Source organism: Dyadobacter sp. CY345, from assembly GCF_021502725.1.
Lineage (GTDB): Bacteria > Bacteroidota > Bacteroidia > Cytophagales > Spirosomataceae > Dyadobacter.
Genome location: NZ_JAKFFS010000002.1, coordinates 17,019 through 35,253 on the forward strand (window position 1 = coordinate 17,019; position 18,235 = coordinate 35,253).

An 18,235-nucleotide genomic window follows, 5' to 3' on the forward strand; every position below is an offset into this window, starting at 1 on the left:
CAAAATCACAACGAATTGTCTTCATCGAATTTATCTGTGATCGCTTTCCGTATCGCCTGATGAGGACGCATTCCTGAACTTTTTGAACGGGTAACAGCTCTGTCAGAAGGATTCGACTTTGCGCGTAATGCGAGATTGGATACCGTCATGTGTCCGTTTCTCCAGTGTTCAAATTCTTCTTCCGTCATGATGTCACGGGTCACTTGTCCGTGGGCATAACCGTCTCCGAAAGACTGGATTCGACTATCTGTAAGGGCAAGTTTCCTTTCTTCTTCCAGATTTTCGATTTCAGTTCGGATATCGATTTCTTCCTGTTTTAATTCTTCCCAGGTAGGCAAGACAGCAATATCGTTTTCGAGAATATTTTTCTGAGCAAGTTGTTGGGTCAATGTCACCTGCAGCTCGTCCATTTGTTTTTCAATCTTCTTTTTGCGTCTTCTTAACCGCCATAATTTGGGATCAATCTGTAACCAGCGCATCCAGAAACCTTGCAGCACGGGCAACGCCATTCCTAGCGAGATTGCACCAGCAATTGCAAAAAGTACTCCACTCATTACGAAAGACAAAAGCGCCCAGGGACTATTTACCAAGTTAAGATTTAGCTGGTCGGAGTTACGAAGTGCCTGTTCAATTTTATTGGTAAGTTCCGGGCTGTTGATCGGAGCACCGGTCATTGGGTCAACCGCATTCAACTGTAATCCCTTCACTGATTTATTAATCGCTTCTTTCAATTTGTCGGTACGATATGCCTCATAACGAAACCAACCCAGGATGATCAGCGTAACAATCGCAAAAACTGATAAGATCAATTTGAATTTTGCATAACGACTTTTGGCCTTCTCAGTACCTTCCTTTTGATAAGGTTCCTCAATCAGTCGGTCGTATGCAGGTTTTAACAAGACAGATAACATGGCCAGACCAATTGCAAACGCCCATGCTTCGTTTGGGTTACGAATATTCAGGGCATATGCGACAATTTCATGGGAAATAATAAGGTCACCAGCTATAAATGAAATTCCTGCAACAAGAAAGATAAGGCCAGCGACCAACGAATAATATGGTGCGGATTCTTTCCTCTTATCAAGCAGTTGTTCTGTCTGCTGTCCAATATTCCAGATGGAAGTATCAAGATCCTTGATTTTTTTTGCGCTGTGGTTTACACCCATAACCTGATCCTGAAGCTTATCATACGACTGCTTATGAACCCGAATTGTTTCCTGCCTTTTGTTTTTTATTGCATCAAGTTCAAATCGCTTTTGATTGAGGCGATCCAGCACCCAATCGTGGCTAACATTACTCGACAAATATGCTTCATAAACCTGGCGGTCCAATCCTTCAAGGCCGCTTGCGTAGCCATGTTGGTAGTCGCTGTTTTGTTCGTCCATCATTTTTTAAGTTTTTATAACATTCGATGTGATGCGCAAAAATTATTCCGCACTTCTTCTTATCTCCTGCAATTGCTTATTGCTTAGCTGGTTTTTCATACGTCTTGCCAGAAAAAACTCGCTTTCAAAGAGTTTAATTAACATATCACGTCTTGCATAAATACGGTCGCGCTCTGTTTCGGACTGGCCTTGTTCACGAAGAACCTGCCACTTTTTGATGCGTAATTCATCAATTTCACCTTTTAAAATCTGAATTTCATTCTCCCAGTTTTCTGAATTTTCGACGAATTCTTTACGATTACGGTTACCATTGAACAGAATAAGCAAGTCGTTTCTCAAAACAGTTACGTTGCTGAGCAACAATTTTCCTGCAAAAAGAAACAGGAAGAAAACAAATACAAAAAGCGCAACTGCCTGCCAGGCGCCTTGATATGGCAAAGCATTGGCAAAAACAAATAGCGCTGCTGCAAAGGGTAAACCAACTTCTTCAAGCAACGAACGCCACGAAACACGGGATTCGGTATCATGAAACATTGAAATTCTGCCAAATAAACTGAACATACCAGCCAGAAAAATGCCCAGGGCGATCCATGAACTTTCGGCGAAAGCGGGTTTCAGAGATTCTCTGATCAGAAAAAAGTTGCCGGTACACATCGCTATGGAAAGTGTCAGGCCAATCAATGTGCGAGGCAACTGATGATCACCATTAGGCCCGGAAGCTACCAGATTTCTGAGTTTTTCATTAAGTTCTTCCGAACGATTGTTTTTCTGACCAATAAATAAATTCAATTCCTGAATGCGTTCGTTGTGCTGTTCGATGCTGCTCAAATGTTCCGCAGCCAGGTGTGAAAAGTATTTATGGATAATATCCGTTTTTTCAGTTGGATCGGATTCGGATAACCCAAAAAGAACGCCTTCATCGCGTAAGGTATCTTCGTCTTGCAACCAATATGGAATAGCCACTTCGCTTTTGACTGTCAAGCCAGGATTTTTCTCAGGCTGGGTGAAATTATTATTAACTGTTGTCGGGTATGGGACAGATAAATTCGGTGTATTTTGGGGCATGGTATCTTTGAAGCCGGAGGTAGCTTCTATTGTTGTTTCAGGATTGGTGTCGTAAAAAATTTCTTCGTTTTTGTCGAAATAACGGAACCAGTTTGAGATACGTTCAGTGAATTTTCCCATAAGTTTTTCATGGATTTAGCCCGCAAGTATCCATCAAAACTGGCAACTAGCCAATATTATTGTGATGACCGGTGATTTAGTACTGTAAAGCGCTTGAAACTAAGACTTTGGGAACATTTGTTTCAATGCAGTCCAGAGTTTTTTCTTTAAATCACGATCAGCTTCAATGACCGGAAGTGGATCAGTTAGTAAAAACCATATTCCTTCCACTTGCTTTGGCGTATAAGGCGGGAGTAAAAGATCGAGATGCAGTTTTATCAAAGGAACTCCAAACGTAATGAAATAATTGATGCGCTTTTCCGAGAGAACACTTCTTGCATCTGGTCCTGAAAGAAAACTGAAATTAAGTATATCCGAATTTTCCGGGGAATGTCCGACAGCTTTCAAAACATTATCCAAAAATAAAGCTTCAGATACAAGCATTTCGCGTTGTTTCGGTTCATCAACCAGTATGAGGACTTTATGATTTAAAACAGGAAACTGGGTTTGGGGAACAGCAGGTTTTGTTGGTTGTACAGCTTCTTCTCTAACAGTTGAAACAGGAATTGAAACAGTTTGTTTCAGTGTCGGAGTTTCGCTTTTTGTCTCAACTAATTCAGGTTGATCGATGATTTCAGGGAGATTTTCTTGTTGCTGAGGCGCTATAATAATTTCTCCCGGCACTTGAAAAAGTACGTCATGCTGATATAAGATCTGGAAAAGTGCAGCTGAATTCATCGTTTGTATAACTATCCTAATCTGAAATTACTGAATACTCCAAATGCCCAGCTTTTTCTTTTGTGCGTTAATTTCAAGATTAGCATATTCCTGACTCGTAGAATACTTTTTGAAATGGATCGCCAGACCTCGCTGGACCAGTTCTTTGTTAAGCACGGAGCCATTTGGTAAAATTACTTCACCTAAAAGTCTTCCGTATCTGTCAAATTCACCGTTATGTTTTATCGTAACAATTTTATGAAAACATTTTTCAGAAGTATACTGCTTGGCAACTTTATAAAAAGGCTTTCCGCGTTCGGGAGAATTAATATGCAAAAATCGAATTCTGATAGCCTTTCCCTGGCGTAAACCAGCCTTTTTACCATCAAAAATAAATTTCATTTCTATGGTATCACCATCCTGAATACCGATCACTTCTGCTTTCAGCGGGCTCGGCAAAGTGCTGGATTTAACAATCCCTTTATACTTGTCAACAGGTTGTTCTTTTTGTTTCAAAGACAGCAATCCTGGCAATAGGGAAAACGCAATAAGATAATGAACTAATAATCTGTAACTTGAAATTTTGGAAATTGGCACGCGCATTTATACTGAAAAGTTTGGACTGCAAAGGTAAGGAATACTTCGCAGCCAGAGACTTGTTAAGATTTGTTTATCTTTAAATAGACAAATTATTCCAACAGCTTATGACCATTGACCAGCTTGACATGGATGGTACTTATACCTACGCAGATTACCTTCAATGGACCTTTGAAGAGCGTTTGGAAATAATTCAAGGGAAAATCTTCAAAATGTCACCAGCTCCTGACAGACGTCACCAGGATATTTCTTTTAAACTAGGTGTTGCAGTATATAACTTTTTACAGCAGACGACCTGTAAGGCATATATGGCACCGTTTGATGTCAGATTGTCTCGGTTGAAAAGGAAAGCGAGCCCAACTCAGGTTTACACCGTAGTGCAACCTGACATTTGTGTGATTTGTGATCTGGAAAAATTGGATGATCGTGGCTGTATTGGCGCGCCGGACCTTATTATTGAAATTCTTTCGCCTGGAAATTCTAAAAAGGAAATGAAGGAAAAGTTTGAGGTGTACGAAGAAAACGGCGTCAAAGAATATTGGCTGGTAAATTCTACTGAACACTTGGTACTTGTTTACATCCTCAATGACGAGGGTAAATACATTGGCTTGAAACCTTTTATAGAGGAAGAAATAATAACTTCCTCTATCCTGCCTGGCTTCGAAATGTTGGTCGGTGATATCTTTGCAGAATAAATTATTTTAATTTCAAGTCATACCATTTAAAATCCTTCAATGGCGCGCGACGCGAAACCATTTGCTTCGGAGGGTAATTTTTTTCCAGATAATCCAAAACCTGTTTTTCAGTTTCGCCCAAATCCCAAAGGTTATGGTTTGCCTGCATCCAGCGGATTTTCTGTTTCCAGCCATCCCGGGTGAAATGATTAGCGCTGATCAGCTTTGTAGAATGGCAGCCTGTGCATTGCGCCTTTACCATGTATAGATTTTCATCCACCACAAGTCCGGTTTCCTTATCCAGTTTTGTTGTGTCAGATAAAAATCTGGTTGTAGAAATTGACGGAAGTTCATCAGAAGAAATTCCGTTTTGAGTTTTTGTTTCCTGTCGAAATGAACTGAATAAAATTCCCAGTCCCAGAAAAACGATGAGTGTTGCTTTGATTCTCATTTATATATTATTTTCCGGATCGTATTATCCAACCTTAACAGCAATTCTTTCGCAGGCATTGTTCAAATAACCTCCCGGGTTCCATGCCGGAATAACCATCGGCTGTGCAACTCCTTTTTCATCAGTCGCGCGAACCCAAACTTCATAATAACCTTTCACAGGAAATTTGATGTTGGTATTCCAGTGTTGCCAGGCAAGCCGGTTCGCTGGGGCTTCCAATTTGCAATCAAGCCAGGTCGCTCCGAAGTCAATGGAAACCTCTACTTTTTTTACAGAAAAATCACCCGCCCAGGCATGTCCGCGCAAAGGTAGCGTGTCGTTTGAGGAAATCGATGCTCCTGTTTTAGGAAACGTAATCATCGATTTCACAGGCATAGACTCGATGATTCTGTAAAATTCATCAGTTGTTGGAATTTCAGTTCCTGGTGCAACAGGACTTTTCGGCATTTTGTAACTATGGCCTTCCATTTTTGCTCCATCATGCACTTTATTACGAACGGAAATGCCACTTAACCATTTTCCTGAAACGGAAGCTGGCCAGCCGCCGATAACCAATCTCAAAGGAAATCCATGAAATTCCGGAATATCTTTTCCGTTCAACTGCCACGCAATCAAGGTTTCGTCTTCCATGGCTTTCGCAATAGGTACACCTCTTGAAATGGCTTCTTTTTTTGGATCTTTGCTTAAATGGAGATCTTTTCCGTGATATCCGATATAAACAGCGTCACTTTTAACTCCTACATCGGCGAGAATATCTTTTAGTCTGACGCCCGTCCATTCCGAACAATGCACGGCACCTTGTCCCCATTGATTACCCGAAGCAGCGGGAAGATATCCTGAACGGCCATTTCCTCCACATTCAAGTGTAAGCTGATAGGTATAATGCTTGAATTTCTTTTTCAGATCGTCAAGCGTATAGGTTTTAGGAGCTTTGACAGATTCTCCGTCGATAGTCAGCGTCCAGGTTTTGACGTCAATAGTCTCCGGGATCAAACCATTATTACGGATAAACATTTTGTCAACAGGCGTAATGCGGTCGTCCAACAAATCAAGCGGAGCTTCTACATTCCATGGGCGATCTCCCTGAACGATCAGGTTCGTATTTTTCCCTTTCAGAGCATCTTTTTCTCCGAAACCAATTGGTATATAATTTTTGGGTAGATTTTCAGCAAAAACAATTTCGCTTCCAAGTGTGGCAACGATTGCAGCTAGACTTGATTTTTTCAGGAAACCGCGTCTGTCAAAGAGATAATTCATACTATGGGTTCAGCTTAATAACAATTATAACGGCTTTGTTCAGGAAACCTTATTTTCAAAGCTGTCAGAAGTTCAAATTTACCGAATTTACAATAAAAAGGTTACCCTATTGAGGATAACCTTTTTACATTTTCATGAATTATAGCGTGTAACACTGATTTTGAACTATCACTTGCACTGAAAGTGTATGTATATGTTCAACAGGGTGGGTTATGCGTTATTCATTCAGTTACCTTAAAGTTGTTATAAGAACAAGCCTGCAATGGCAAGTACCTGCTCTTTTGTAAGCGGTTCGTCGAATGCCTCGGTTATCGCAGCATCTGATTTTCCTGCAAGACCTGTTAAGTTAACACCGCCCTGCATTTTGTTATCTTCACCTGCATAAACAGCAGCCGGAGCGCCTTCATTTCCTGTAATCCAAGATTTAATCGCAACATTTCCAGTTGCAGCACCAAGTAATTTACGAACGATCGAAGCATGTCTTGCTTCAACAGAGTGAACTTGCAACGCATATTCAAGAAGAGCTGGGTCAGCCATCAAGCCACCCGCCTGTCCTTTGTAAGCTCTAACTCCTGTATCCTCTAATGCGTGAGAAACAGTCAGGAATGTGTTGTAATCAGAGAAGACCGTAGCAAAAGCACCTTTTCCTGTAAAATCAAAAGCTGGTTTAGCGACTGCCTTAGCTCCAAGCGCACCTTTTAAAAATGCTACGTGCTGCGTTTCATGTTTTCCGATTTGCGTAAAAATCGTTTTATCACTTGCCGGAATCAGGTTTGCCGTTCCATTTGCTTGCTGATAGAAATCATCTTCCAGATATTCCAGCGTAAGCGCAAAGTTTAAGATATCAATTGCTCCTGCTGACTGTGCATAAGCTTTGTTAACAATGGATGCAAAAACTGTCGGCACTGCTGCTGCGGCAAGTTTACTTCCAATTTTGCTCATAAAATGACGGCGGGTTGCATGTTCCAAACGGCCCACTGCATCACCATCTATTTTTTGAATTTCGTCTACTATTTTGAAAATGTCCATATTGGTCAAAAGTTGAAGTCTGTTGGAAAATTATTTAGGTAGATTAGCGCCGCTGATCTTAGTTTTAACATAAGGCTGAACTGCTGCAAGAATCGTTGCAGATGCTGTCGCTTTATCTAAACCATTTGAATCAATCTGCGTATCACTGGCAAAACCAGCTGTTTTTGGCGTTAACAGATCGCTGATCGCTGCGGCATGACGCGCTTCAACCGAGACAATTTTCCCAGCTAATGTCAGGTAAGTTGCATCCTTTATAAATTTGCCTGCACCATTATAAGCAGCGACTCCAGTATCTTCAAAAAGTTTGGCAGCTCCTAAAACTTGCGCCCGATTTGAAAAGTCAATGGAAGAGAAATCAACTTCAAGAGATGGAATGATCTGTGTTGGAGCAGCGGCTGTAAGAGCAGCTTTAAAGAAATCTCTGTGGATAACTTCGTGATCGCGGATGTCAGTAAGAATTGTAGTTTCAGCAGCCGTAATTCCTGTATATGGAGTTTTAATAACTTGCTCATAAAACGCTGCTTCAAGTTGCTCAAGCGCATAAGCATAATTCAAAATTCCTACGTCGCCACTTCCAAGATCAACCGTTCCCGAAGGAGGAGTTATCATATCATCGTCATCATCTTTACATGCGCCAATGGCCAGTGTTCCCACTGCTGTTGCAATACCGGCTGAACGTAAGAATAGTCTTCTGTTCAAAACGGATCCGTCACCTTTCTTGGTTTCGGAATCTTTCTGTGTGATGTTATTATTGATCATAGCAATTAAAGGTTACGATTTTCTTCTCGCCCATCGAAAAGAGTATTTGGAAAACCTACGCCTGGAAAAATGCTTTAGATCGATACAGTAGAAAAAACGTATAAATTATTTGTTATTAATCATATTTATTTCGGGAGATTTGGTAACATTAAAACACAAATGCCCGGAAATTAATTTTCCGGGCATTTGTGTTATTGATCAAAAACTGAATTTTATTTTTTCACGATTTTACTTGTGATAACCGTTCCGTTAGTACGAATCATTTGCACAAGATAAAGTCCTGAAGGCAAATTCTGAACATTGATTTCTTTGCTTGGAACAAAAGCGGACTGATAAACAGCTCTACCACTTGCATCAAAGATCGATACGCTCTTAATCTGAGTGAAATCATTTGCTTTGATTATAAGCTTCTCTGCAACCGGGTTTGGATAGAACGATGCTGATAGGCCGTCAAAGCTTATTGACTCAATTCGGCTGTAAGCAAATGTTCCGTCGCGGTCTACCATTTTAAGACGGTAAAGATTTTCGCCGTTAAGAGGTTCGCTGTCAATAAAGTTGTAATTTTTGATTGACGTGCTCTCTCCGTTCGATTTCTTCGTTCCGATCATACCCCATTGTTTACCATTCTGGCTGCGTTCAATCTCGAAACGATCACTGTTTGTTTCTGTCGTTGTAGCCCAGTTTAGTAATGCAGTCTGACCTTCTCTTGCTACCGTAAATGAAGTAAGTGTTACAGGAAGTGGATTCGTCGGATCCAAAAGCAAATGCAGTGTAGCAGTAGCACAAGCTGATGGCGTACCATTGTCACATGTTGTGTATGCGAAGTTTTTCGGTCCTTTAAATCCGGTGGCGGGAACGAAAGTGAAACTTCCATCTGACAATAAGGTGAAAACACCAGACCCATCCGAGATACTCTGAGGTGAGACGACCTTATCATTTCCATTCGGATCTATATCGTTAACTGACACATTTCCAGTGGTAGTAATACCAATTTCAGAATTAAAGTAGTCGTCCGTCGCCGATGTAGCATTCGCAGTATTAGGCTCTCTCACAGAAATATAAACCGTGGTACTAGTACACAAACCTGACGGCGTTTCGCAAACCGAATACGTGAATAAGTCTGGACCATAGTATCCTGCATTAGGCGTATAAAGGATATTTCCACCTGATACCGATACTGTTCCGTTTGACGGCGTAGTTGGTGTAGGATTTCCCAGCACGCCATCTTTATTTCCAACCCCATCATTTGCTCTGACATTGATCGTGACTTGTCCGGGTGAAGTAGTAGCACCTGTAACAACAGCTATGTCAAAATTCGCGAATGGCACATTGCTATCCGTAAGCGGATCTTTAACTGTAATAACCAAAGGAACATTTGTGCAAGGAGTTTCAGGAATACAAACTGGGACATCGTAGGTATAAACCCCTTTGGTCGTAGCTGTAAAGGTATACGTTCCATTTGAATTCAATACCAAATTGGCACCTGCCGGATTTCCCGGAGCGGCTGTTGCAGTTGGACCATAAGTGCTGCCTGCAGGTAAAATGTCATTTGTCGAAACACTTGCAGAAACCTGAACATTTATCTGTGTGGCAGTAAAGTCTGGATTTTTGATAGCATTACAGCTTAAAGCACCTCCGCCAACAGAAGTTCTGGTATCTATAAATGCACCAAATACATCAACAACATTAATTACGTCGGCCAATGCTGAAAAGACAATCCTTACCTCGTCAAATGGCTGCGTCGTGACAAAACTTGGATTGATCTGGGTGCCTACGCCAACCGTGATTACATTCAATAATTCCAGGTTAAGCAGCGCTGAGCCCGATCTCGATTCCTGTAAAACACCATCGTTGTAAGTCTGAATGGTAATGGAATTCAAAAGATCCACTTGCGCAATACTGTTAACATTTCTGATAACGAACCCGGCAGCAGTACCGACTGGATAAGTAGAAATTGGATCGACCACTGAAATCGCGGCGGATGCGCCAACATTTGCAACAAGTGTCACACGAGAGAAATCAGAGTTGCTGGAAGATATTACATTCCATGGATCTCTTACGGAGCAACCAACACATGCCACACCAGAAATACCGGTTTTCGCAGCATCGATTACGACTGGGAACGCAGGCTGCGTTAAGAAATAGCTATTATTGCAGGCGATAGTACCCTGGCATAATTTATCGAAAATAGCTCCATAAATTCTGATGTTGCCAAGATCGGCACCAACGAGTTGTGTGAAGGTTATTTTTACTTCATCGTAAGCTTGATTCGCGACAATTCCTACAATCTGGCGGCTCGATCCTGTTAGCAAAGATGTACCTGCTCCCACAATAAGTGCATTTCCGGTACCGGTCTGCACCAAAGCTCCGTTGTTGTAAAGCGATATTGTAGCACTGCTCAGCGCGCCAGCAGAAAGTAATGTCGTAGTTTCCACATCAAACCCTGCAAAAGAATTTGCGCTGTAAGTATTAAGTGCATCCGCAACTGCAAAATCAGCAGAGCTTGCAACACCAGCAGCCAGCACGATTGTGGCTGAATTGCCAGCATCGGAGTCAATCACATTTCCGGAATTGTTTATAGTACATGCGACACAGGCCGGTGAAGTTATTCCTGTATTTTTGCCATCAACATAAACAGGAAAATTAGGATTTGTAAGCGCAGTAAGCGTGTTGCATTCTAAAGGAGTTCCTGCACAGAAGGACGTAAATACTGCACCATAAACCTCGGTGGTTCCCAGGGTCAAGCCGACGGTCTGATCCACAGTCAATTTGACTTCGTCAAATTCTTGTGTGGCAACAAAACCAATGGTTTGCCTGCCAGATCCACTCAAAAGTGGGGCTCCGACAGATAAAAGGCTTCCATTTCCAAAAACATCACTGGTAGCTACACCGTTCAGATAAGTCTGAATTCTTAACCCACTTAAAGCGTTTACCCCGATTATACTTGGGTTATTGATATCAAACCCTGTAAAGGTTCCGGCCGGATAAGACTGCTCAACACTTTTGACTGCAACTGAACCACTTACGCCAACCCCCGCGGTTAATACAATATCCGTATGATTGGCAGGATCTCCGTCAATTAAATTGCCCGTATTTGAAACCTGGCAATTAGCACAAATATTTGCGTCAACCCCAGTGTTTGGCGTACTTATTAGAACTGGATAATTTGGGCTGGTGAGTGCAGTAGGCGTATTGCAGGATAGTGCAACTCCATCACAGAAAGTCTGGAATACAGCATTGTAAACCAATGTTGCACCAAGATTTAAGTCTGCCGTGGCGGCTATCGTAATCTGCACTTCATCAAAAGGGACAGTGCTCACAAAACCAACGCGCTGTCGTCCTGAGCCGCTTAGTAATCCAACCGACAACAAGCCATTTGTTGCAGTTTTTACCTCCTGCTCTGCTCCGTTCAAATAGGTTTTTAGTGTGATACTTTTAAACACACCAAGATTAAGTATTGCAGAATTTTCAATTTCAAAGCCTGCAAATGTCTGCGCCGGATAGTCCGTTACTTGGTCCTTAATAGACAAAGAAGCGCTTCCAATTCCAGTCACTGATAGGCTGGCAGCATTTGAAGTGTTGGCGTCAACCGCATTTCCGGTATTCGTCACTGAGCCAAGACCGTCAGTAGTTGTTCTCGCAGGAGAAACTATCACAGGATATTCCGGATAATTTACAGCAGTTGCCGTGTTACATACCAGCGCAGGTCCTGCTTTGTAAGCCCTTTGCACCGCGTAAAAAACGTCGTATGTAGTTATTGCGCCTAGTGGACTGTTAATTTCAATTTCTACCCGGTTGTAACTTAAAGTCGTGTAAATTCCAACTTCCGTTGCATCTGAAACTAATGATGAACTAAGGCCTAATAAGTTTATCGATGTGCTGGTTTCCTGTAATGCGTTGTCAAGATATGTTCTGATGGTTATTCCATTTAACACAGAAAGGCCGAGCAAGGAGGAATTTCTTATTAAAAAACCAACGAAATTCCCAGCCTGGTATGTGTTGGCATCGGCAACTCTCATCGTAAGAGAACCACCAATAACAATCGTTCCGATTGCTGGCTGCGTTAAGTTGTCATCGATTGCTCTCGAAGCGGACGTCCAAAAGCTCAATCCAGGGGAAGTATTCGTTTGCGTTACAGTAAAGCTTGGCGTTGATCCATTCACCCAGGGTGTTGATGTTGTCGAGTTCAATGGAAGATTAGCCTGTTGAGCCAAAGCTTGAAAATTCAAGACAAAAAAACTTATAATAGCTATACAGCAGATGACAAACGAGTTTTTTCTAAAAACCGTTTTACGAGTATGTGATACCATGACTATTTCTTTATAGGGTTTGTAGTGTGTTTAAATAGTGCAATCCAGGAATGGTGGATTGAGGACATCCAAAGTTTGGAATGGCGTATCCCACTTGTTTCAGTTGGTATCTGTGCAGAACTGCTTGATCAAGTGAACGGTAGGTCAACCTAGCCGGCCACTTGCCATAAGTAGAAATTTTCATTGTCAATTAATTTTATAGTGAGAAATATTTAGTAAAAAATCTGTAATAGTCAGAGCATAGCTTTCCTGTTCATGATTTGAATCAATTTCAAACCTGTTAAGAAAGTAATATGTTTTTTGACTTTGAACTGTCTAAACTAATGCCGGAGGTGAGCAGCAATGGAGACAGGGGAATGCCGAGATACCGAAGTCAAACTGCTCCTCACAGTTGACCGGGTAGTGCGAGAAAAGTAGTAGTGGTGTGCTTTTCATAAAAATAATATATATGGTGAGAAATATTTATTCGCTTTTGATATCTGATGCCTCTTTTTGTTACTCTTCGTATTTAGAAAATGACAACCTTATTAAATCTTAAATGATCATGCCAAATGATAGTATTCGTATCATTAATTCACTGTCATAATCATCCATGAAAGTAATTGCAGACATTGCTACCGGATGGCAACAAGCCAGACGAATTTAGCCGAAAAGTAATCCAATAACCGGCAATCTTCTGAGGGGTAAGGTATGCAATCAAGTAATAGCGCATTTTAGAAACTATATATGCTTTGTTACAAGATCTGTCATATGGTTCAAATTTTTCATGTGCTAATAAGTATTTAAAGAGCTCATTTCATAAGCCTCAATATGCTAAGATGCTACGCTATCATAAACATAGTAAAGTTTCTACAATATACAAATAGTAGTTTTCAAATTTTATAGAAATTAATTTCGCTTGTGTAGAAAAAGTTAGTTTTCGGTAAAAATTTTGAGGTGATATACTAGCGATATTTCTGATGAAGACGTAGAAAATTACTGAGGTTTGGTCGCTATCGGTAGAAGAAAAATTCAAAAGTGTTAGTAAGTACGCAAAGCCGAAAATAAAAAAGGATAACCAAACAATGGGTATTGCCGGGTTATCCTTCAAAAGACTTATATAACGTTGAGTAAAGGTTGTTCTATATTAGATACTATTTAAAAACCTTGGAAAAAATAAACTCTCGAATCAACAAAGTTACCGGGCAATAGATGTAATATTTATACTACAACTTTGTATCTAATAACTTCGCTGTAAATATATAAACAATTTAGATTTTTACCAGTTTCTTAACAAAAAAATAATTTTATTCTGCCTGTCAGAAATTGCTGTGAACATTTTAATTATCAAGCTTTGCACGCAACAAATTGATGCGAATCTTTTGAAATACTCCAAAAGTGATAAATCGTACCGGGAATAATTTAATATTATAATTCATTATTCTTTTCTTGATACTTTTTGGATGATTTTACTAGTTTTGGCATATGTTTTGATCCTTTACACTATTTATAAATAAAACCGAGTTCCCATATTAAATTAACAGGAAATATGAAGAATATTAGGATCATTTTGATTTTCGTAGTAGTTGCGATCGTCAGTCCGAGAGCAAATAGTTCTACAAATGGCTTTTTTGTGGAATCAGTATTACAAGATAAGGTTTCAGTTAAACCGGAGGATTTGCCGCAGCCTATTAAAACAACCTTGGAGACTGACGTTTATTCAGGATGGGAAATAACAGAAGCCTTCATTATTACGAAGCCAGATAAAACGCAATTTTTCGAAATATCTCTTAAACACGGAAGCGAAACAGCTAAAATAAATCTGGATAAAGACGGCAGGAAGGTCGAATAGCGATATTTAATCATTTAAAGCCAAAAAGCCGGAGAAGTCTCCGGCTTTTTGGCTTTAAATTTTGCAATTTTGTATTCTCGTAAATCGTTAACTTACGGATATTTTTCTAATCACTAATTTATTTTGCCCTTATGGCTCATTTGCTTCTTGTTGAAGACGATACTACATTTTCCAAATTACTGAGTAACTTTCTTGGTAAGCATGGCCATGCAGTACAGGTTTGCTCAACAATAGCCGGTGCCAGGGATGCCATTCGTTCAAAGGCCGGCGCATCAGATGATTTTGCAGTATTTATGCTGGATTATCGTCTTCCGGATGGTAATTCTCTGGATCTTTTAAAGTCGCTTCGTGAAGAAGGCAATCGGACACCTGCCCTGATCATGACAAGTTTTAATGACATCAGGACTGCCGTAAATGCGATGCAAAGCGGCGCTTTTGATTATATTACCAAACCTGTAAATCCGGAAGAGTTACTTATGGTTTTAAAGGAAGCTCTGAATAGAAAAACAGAGGTTTCAGTCAAAACAATTTCTAAAAAACCAGAAAAACAGTCGCTTGATTTCATCGAAGGGAATAGTAAAATTTCTAAGCAATTGTATGAATATGTTCGTCTGGTCTCTCCAACTGATATGTCTGTAATTATACAGGGAGAAAGCGGGACAGGTAAAGAACACGTCGCCAAATCAATCCATAGATTAAGCAAGCGTGCTGAGGGGCCTTTTGTGGCTATAGACTGTGGGTCTCTGTCGAAAGATCTGGCCGCCAGCGAACTTTTTGGACATAAAAAAGGTGCCTTTACGGGTGCATTAACTGATAAAATTGGCCAGTTCGAAGCTGCTGATGGCGGAACACTGTTTCTGGATGAAATTGGAAACCTTGGATATGATGTGCAAATAAAATTGCTTCGCGCTTTGCAGGAGAGGATTGTAGTACCCATAGGGAGTACTCAGCCGGTAAAGGTTGATGTAAGATTGATTGCAGCCACCAATGAAGATTTGCTTACAATTTCTTCAAATGGTGACTTCCGGGAAGATTTGTATCATCGTTTGAATGAGTTTAAAATTCAGGTTCCTGCGCTTCGGGAGAGGGGAGAAGATCTAGCCGTTTTTATACAGCATTTTGTCGATAAGGCAAATGAAGAGCTCGAAAAAAATGTTCGGCAGTTATCGAAGGAAGTTATGGATATCTTCATGAAATATGACTGGCCCGGTAACCTGCGCGAACTTAACAATGTGATCAAAAGACTGGTATTGCTTTCAAAGGAAGAAACCGCCGATCTGAAAGCATTGCCGCAGGAAATGATCACGTCGATGGAGAGTATTGCCGCAAAGCCAACGGTATCCAGCGGTTCTGATCTGAAATTATTGCAGGAAACGCATGAAAAGGAAATGATCGAAAAGGTATTGCAGGATGTGCGTTACAATAAAAGCAAGGCTGCCAAGCTACTGAATATTGATCGGAAAACGCTTTATTATAAAATCGAAAAGTATCATATCGAGTAAGAAAAGATCTTTTCTTCAATATATTCAATGAGGGAATCTGTCTGAGATATGGCAGATTCCAATTCATTTTTTGAAATACTCTCAGGATCTTCACGAAGCGATATTTCGAATTTCCTGAATGTGCCCGACAGCGATGACGCACCTATCTGGCCAATTCTTCCGGATAATTTATGAGCAATTTCTGGAATGTTTTCTATGTTATTTCTCTCGATTTCACTTCTAAGTTGGTCCAGATCATATCTGGTATCTTTTACAAACTGTTCTAGAATTTCCTTTAAAAGCGCTTCATCACCGAAGGTCATTTCCTGAAGAACACTTAAATCTGGCTCATCAGAAGCTTCTTCGGAAGGTTTTTTCGAGACGAGGATTTTATGCGTATCCGAATTCTTTTGTAACAAATCCAGTAACTCGTAAGAATGGAATGGCTTCATCAAAATTCCGTCAAATCCCATCTCCATCAATTTGACCTGTTCTTCTGGTAACGCTTGTGCGGTCAGCACATAAATTTTCACAAAAGACGGGGCAATTTTTCTGAGCCTCATACACAACTCACCGCCATTCATGCCTGGCATACGCATATCTGTTAGCACGACGGTTACGTCATTATCCCACTCTGTGTTCAATACCGCCTCCGCAGATGAAAAGCTTTCATGCGGTATGTGATGCGATGCCAAAATGGATGCGCACCATTTTAAAATAAATGCATCGTCGTCCACGAGCCATACCTTGCCGTTGATCTTGTATTGTTTTTCTTTTAAATCATCCGTTTTGTTCAAAGGCGCGACTGCTTTTTCAAACGATACCTCAACGGTAAAAGTGGTTCCTTTGTCTAACGCACTGGAAACTCTGATATTTCCGCCCATGCCATCCACCAGAGCTTTTACGATGCTTAAACCCAAACCACTCCCACCAAATCTTCTCGCGATTGAAGGGTCGGCCTGTTCAAATTGGTTAAAAACCCGATGCATCTGTTCTTTTGATAAACCAATCCCTGTATCGGTCACTTCGAATTTTATAGATATTTTTCCGTCATATTCCACGCTGCTGGTTCTCAACCTGACTTCACCGCTTTCAGTAAATTTGATCGCATTTGTTAACAGATTATATAGAATCTGTCGCAGACGAAATGGATCACCAAGCAGATATGCGTCAGGCTCTAATTCATTTTCCAACGATAAAGTCAGAGACTTTGAAGAGGCGGTCGGCCCAAGCATTTTAACAACCTCAGTCAGAAGTGGCGTGATGGCAAAAGTCCTTTCTTCAAAAGTAAACTGGTCTGAAATAATCCGGCTGTAATCAAGCACTTCATTAACCAGGTAGAGCAAATGTTCAGACGCAGAATGAAGCGTTTCAAGATCTTCTTTTTTTGGTTTCTCGTCTTTCGTTAAAGCTTCGGTATAGCCAATAATGGATTGCAGTGGCGTACGGATTTCATGGCTCATGTTGGATAAAAAGCGTTGTTTGGCCATGCTGTGATATTCCGCTTCTTCCTTCGCTTCTTCCAGTTCGTGCCGGTATTTATTGCTTTTTGTGATGTCAGCGAAAATCAGATATGCTAGTAATGCGGTCAAAAACAAAAAGCCGATCATGATATATTCGATCATATTGATACTGTCACCAACCGTATTCTGAACCTGCAAACCGTCCGTACTTACCTGCCGAACAACTTCTCCCTGAACTTCCTGCATTACATTGCGAAGCTGGCCAACAAGCGAATTTCCAGCAGCGGTAAGTTCCTGTTCACGGCTGACAAATTTATTGGTCCGCATCCGTTGTGATTTTTCAATCGCCTGGACCGCAACTTCGACTTTCTCTATCACACTGTCTTCCTGGGCGATGGAAAGCGTATCAATATGGGAAGTAACTTCTTCCTTTCGAATCGTTTTAGGTACAGGAATTGGAGCCGGAGTTTTGGTTTTTTTTGACCCAAAAACCCGATTTAAAAATCCTTTTTTTTCTTCCGTTACTATGGCCGGGACTACCGGTTCTGTATAAGTCGTAGTGGTTGTTGTACGCCTTTCCGTTGTAATAATCGTACTGTCAGGTTTTGCTTTTTTCTTTGTCGTTATCAGTCCTGAAATCGAATGTACTTCATCTGAAAGTGCTTTGTTATTAACCAGTTTAGAGCGGACTTTTACATAATCACTGAAAATGCTGTCCCTCGCCATCAGCAAGATTTTCATTGAATCAATCCTGCTGACCTGTAATTTGCTGTCGCGGCAGAGGAAACTCAATGTATCCAATGTACTTTGCAGTTGTCCGGATTGGTTGAAAAATTGCTGTTTTATTGAATCTTGCTGCTCCGCAGTTGGCCGTGCATTCTGCAATTGATCCAGTTGAAGGATATCTTTGAAAACCTTATTGACAATTCTCAGTTTTTCATTGGGCGTGGAAAGTATTTCCAGCTTGTCCACCATATTCTCAAATGCCAGCTTACTGATAACCCACGAAGAAGCCAATGCAATAAATGCCACCAGGAAGCCTAGAAGCACTTTACCTTTGACTGACTTGGAAATTGAGCGGTTACGTAGAGATGACATAGTTGAGAAACCGATGATT

The 18,235-nt window shown here is 40.8% G+C and carries 13 protein-coding genes; 3 read left to right on the forward strand and 10 right to left on the reverse strand.

Annotated features, from left to right (window positions below):
• Positions 1 to 5: 5 nt before the first annotated feature.
• From L0657_RS09910 to L0657_RS09925, 4 genes are all read right to left on the reverse strand, one after another.
• The gene (locus tag L0657_RS09910) at positions 6 to 1,388 is read right to left on the reverse strand and encodes a hypothetical protein (RefSeq protein ID WP_310588276.1); all 1,383 of its coding nucleotides are present in this window, start codon (positions 1,386 to 1,388) and stop codon (positions 6 to 8) included.
• A 39-nt stretch (positions 1,389 to 1,427) separates the two neighbouring features.
• Positions 1,428 to 2,570: a hypothetical protein gene (locus L0657_RS09915; RefSeq protein WP_235150459.1), complete on the reverse strand. Its 1,143-nt coding sequence runs from the start codon at positions 2,568 to 2,570 to the stop codon at positions 1,428 to 1,430.
• Between the two features lie 99 nt (positions 2,571 to 2,669).
• Positions 2,670 to 3,287 carry a hypothetical protein gene (locus L0657_RS09920; RefSeq protein WP_235150460.1) on the reverse strand — a complete coding sequence of 206 codons (618 nt, stop codon included), beginning with the start codon at positions 3,285 to 3,287 and terminating at the stop codon, positions 2,670 to 2,672.
• 27 nt (positions 3,288 to 3,314) lie between these two features.
• The gene (locus L0657_RS09925; protein ID WP_235150461.1) at positions 3,315 to 3,869 is read right to left on the reverse strand and encodes a thermonuclease family protein; all 555 of its coding nucleotides are present in this window, start codon (positions 3,867 to 3,869) and stop codon (positions 3,315 to 3,317) included.
• A 101-nt stretch (positions 3,870 to 3,970) separates the two neighbouring features.
• Here L0657_RS09925 and L0657_RS09930 point away from each other — a divergent pair, with 101 nt between their 5' ends.
• A complete protein-coding gene (locus tag L0657_RS09930; RefSeq protein ID WP_235150462.1) occupies positions 3,971 to 4,558 on the forward strand; it encodes a Uma2 family endonuclease in 588 nt (195 codons plus the stop codon).
• A 1-nt stretch (position 4,559) separates the two neighbouring features.
• Here L0657_RS09930 and L0657_RS09935 read toward each other — a convergent pair whose 3' ends face one another.
• The 5 genes from L0657_RS09935 to L0657_RS09955 form a co-directional block, all read right to left on the reverse strand.
• Positions 4,560 to 4,988, reverse strand: a complete 429-nt coding sequence (locus L0657_RS09935) for a hypothetical protein (protein WP_255717807.1) — start codon at positions 4,986 to 4,988, stop codon at positions 4,560 to 4,562.
• A 24-nt stretch (positions 4,989 to 5,012) separates the two neighbouring features.
• Entirely contained in the window at positions 5,013 to 6,245 is a 1,233-nt protein-coding gene (locus L0657_RS09940; RefSeq protein ID WP_235150463.1) for a sulfite oxidase, read from the reverse strand.
• Between the two features lie 243 nt (positions 6,246 to 6,488).
• Positions 6,489 to 7,274, reverse strand: a complete 786-nt coding sequence (locus L0657_RS09945) for a ferritin-like domain-containing protein (RefSeq protein ID WP_235150464.1) — start codon at positions 7,272 to 7,274, stop codon at positions 6,489 to 6,491.
• A 30-nt stretch (positions 7,275 to 7,304) separates the two neighbouring features.
• The gene (locus tag L0657_RS09950) at positions 7,305 to 8,033 is read right to left on the reverse strand and encodes a ferritin-like domain-containing protein (RefSeq protein ID WP_235150465.1); all 729 of its coding nucleotides are present in this window, start codon (positions 8,031 to 8,033) and stop codon (positions 7,305 to 7,307) included.
• A 212-nt stretch (positions 8,034 to 8,245) separates the two neighbouring features.
• Complete coding sequence (locus L0657_RS09955) at positions 8,246 to 12,262, reverse strand: Ig-like domain-containing protein (RefSeq protein WP_235150466.1); 4,017 nt, start codon at positions 12,260 to 12,262, stop codon at positions 8,246 to 8,248.
• A gap of 1,609 nt (positions 12,263 to 13,871) precedes the next feature.
• Between L0657_RS09955 and L0657_RS09960 the strand changes: the two genes are divergently transcribed.
• Positions 13,872 to 14,174 (forward strand): hypothetical protein, encoded by a 303-nt coding sequence (locus L0657_RS09960; RefSeq protein WP_235150467.1) that lies wholly within the window; start codon positions 13,872 to 13,874, stop codon positions 14,172 to 14,174.
• Between the two features lie 131 nt (positions 14,175 to 14,305).
• Positions 14,306 to 15,676, forward strand: coding sequence for a sigma-54 dependent transcriptional regulator (locus L0657_RS09965; RefSeq protein WP_235150468.1), 1,371 nt, complete (start codon positions 14,306 to 14,308; stop codon positions 15,674 to 15,676).
• Here the strand turns inward: L0657_RS09965 and L0657_RS09970 are convergent.
• Positions 15,664 to 18,216 (reverse strand): ATP-binding protein, encoded by a 2,553-nt coding sequence (locus L0657_RS09970; RefSeq protein ID WP_235150469.1) that lies wholly within the window; start codon positions 18,214 to 18,216, stop codon positions 15,664 to 15,666. The two genes, L0657_RS09965 and L0657_RS09970, sit on opposite strands and share 13 nt — an antisense overlap.
• Positions 18,217 to 18,235: the final 19 nt, after the last annotated feature.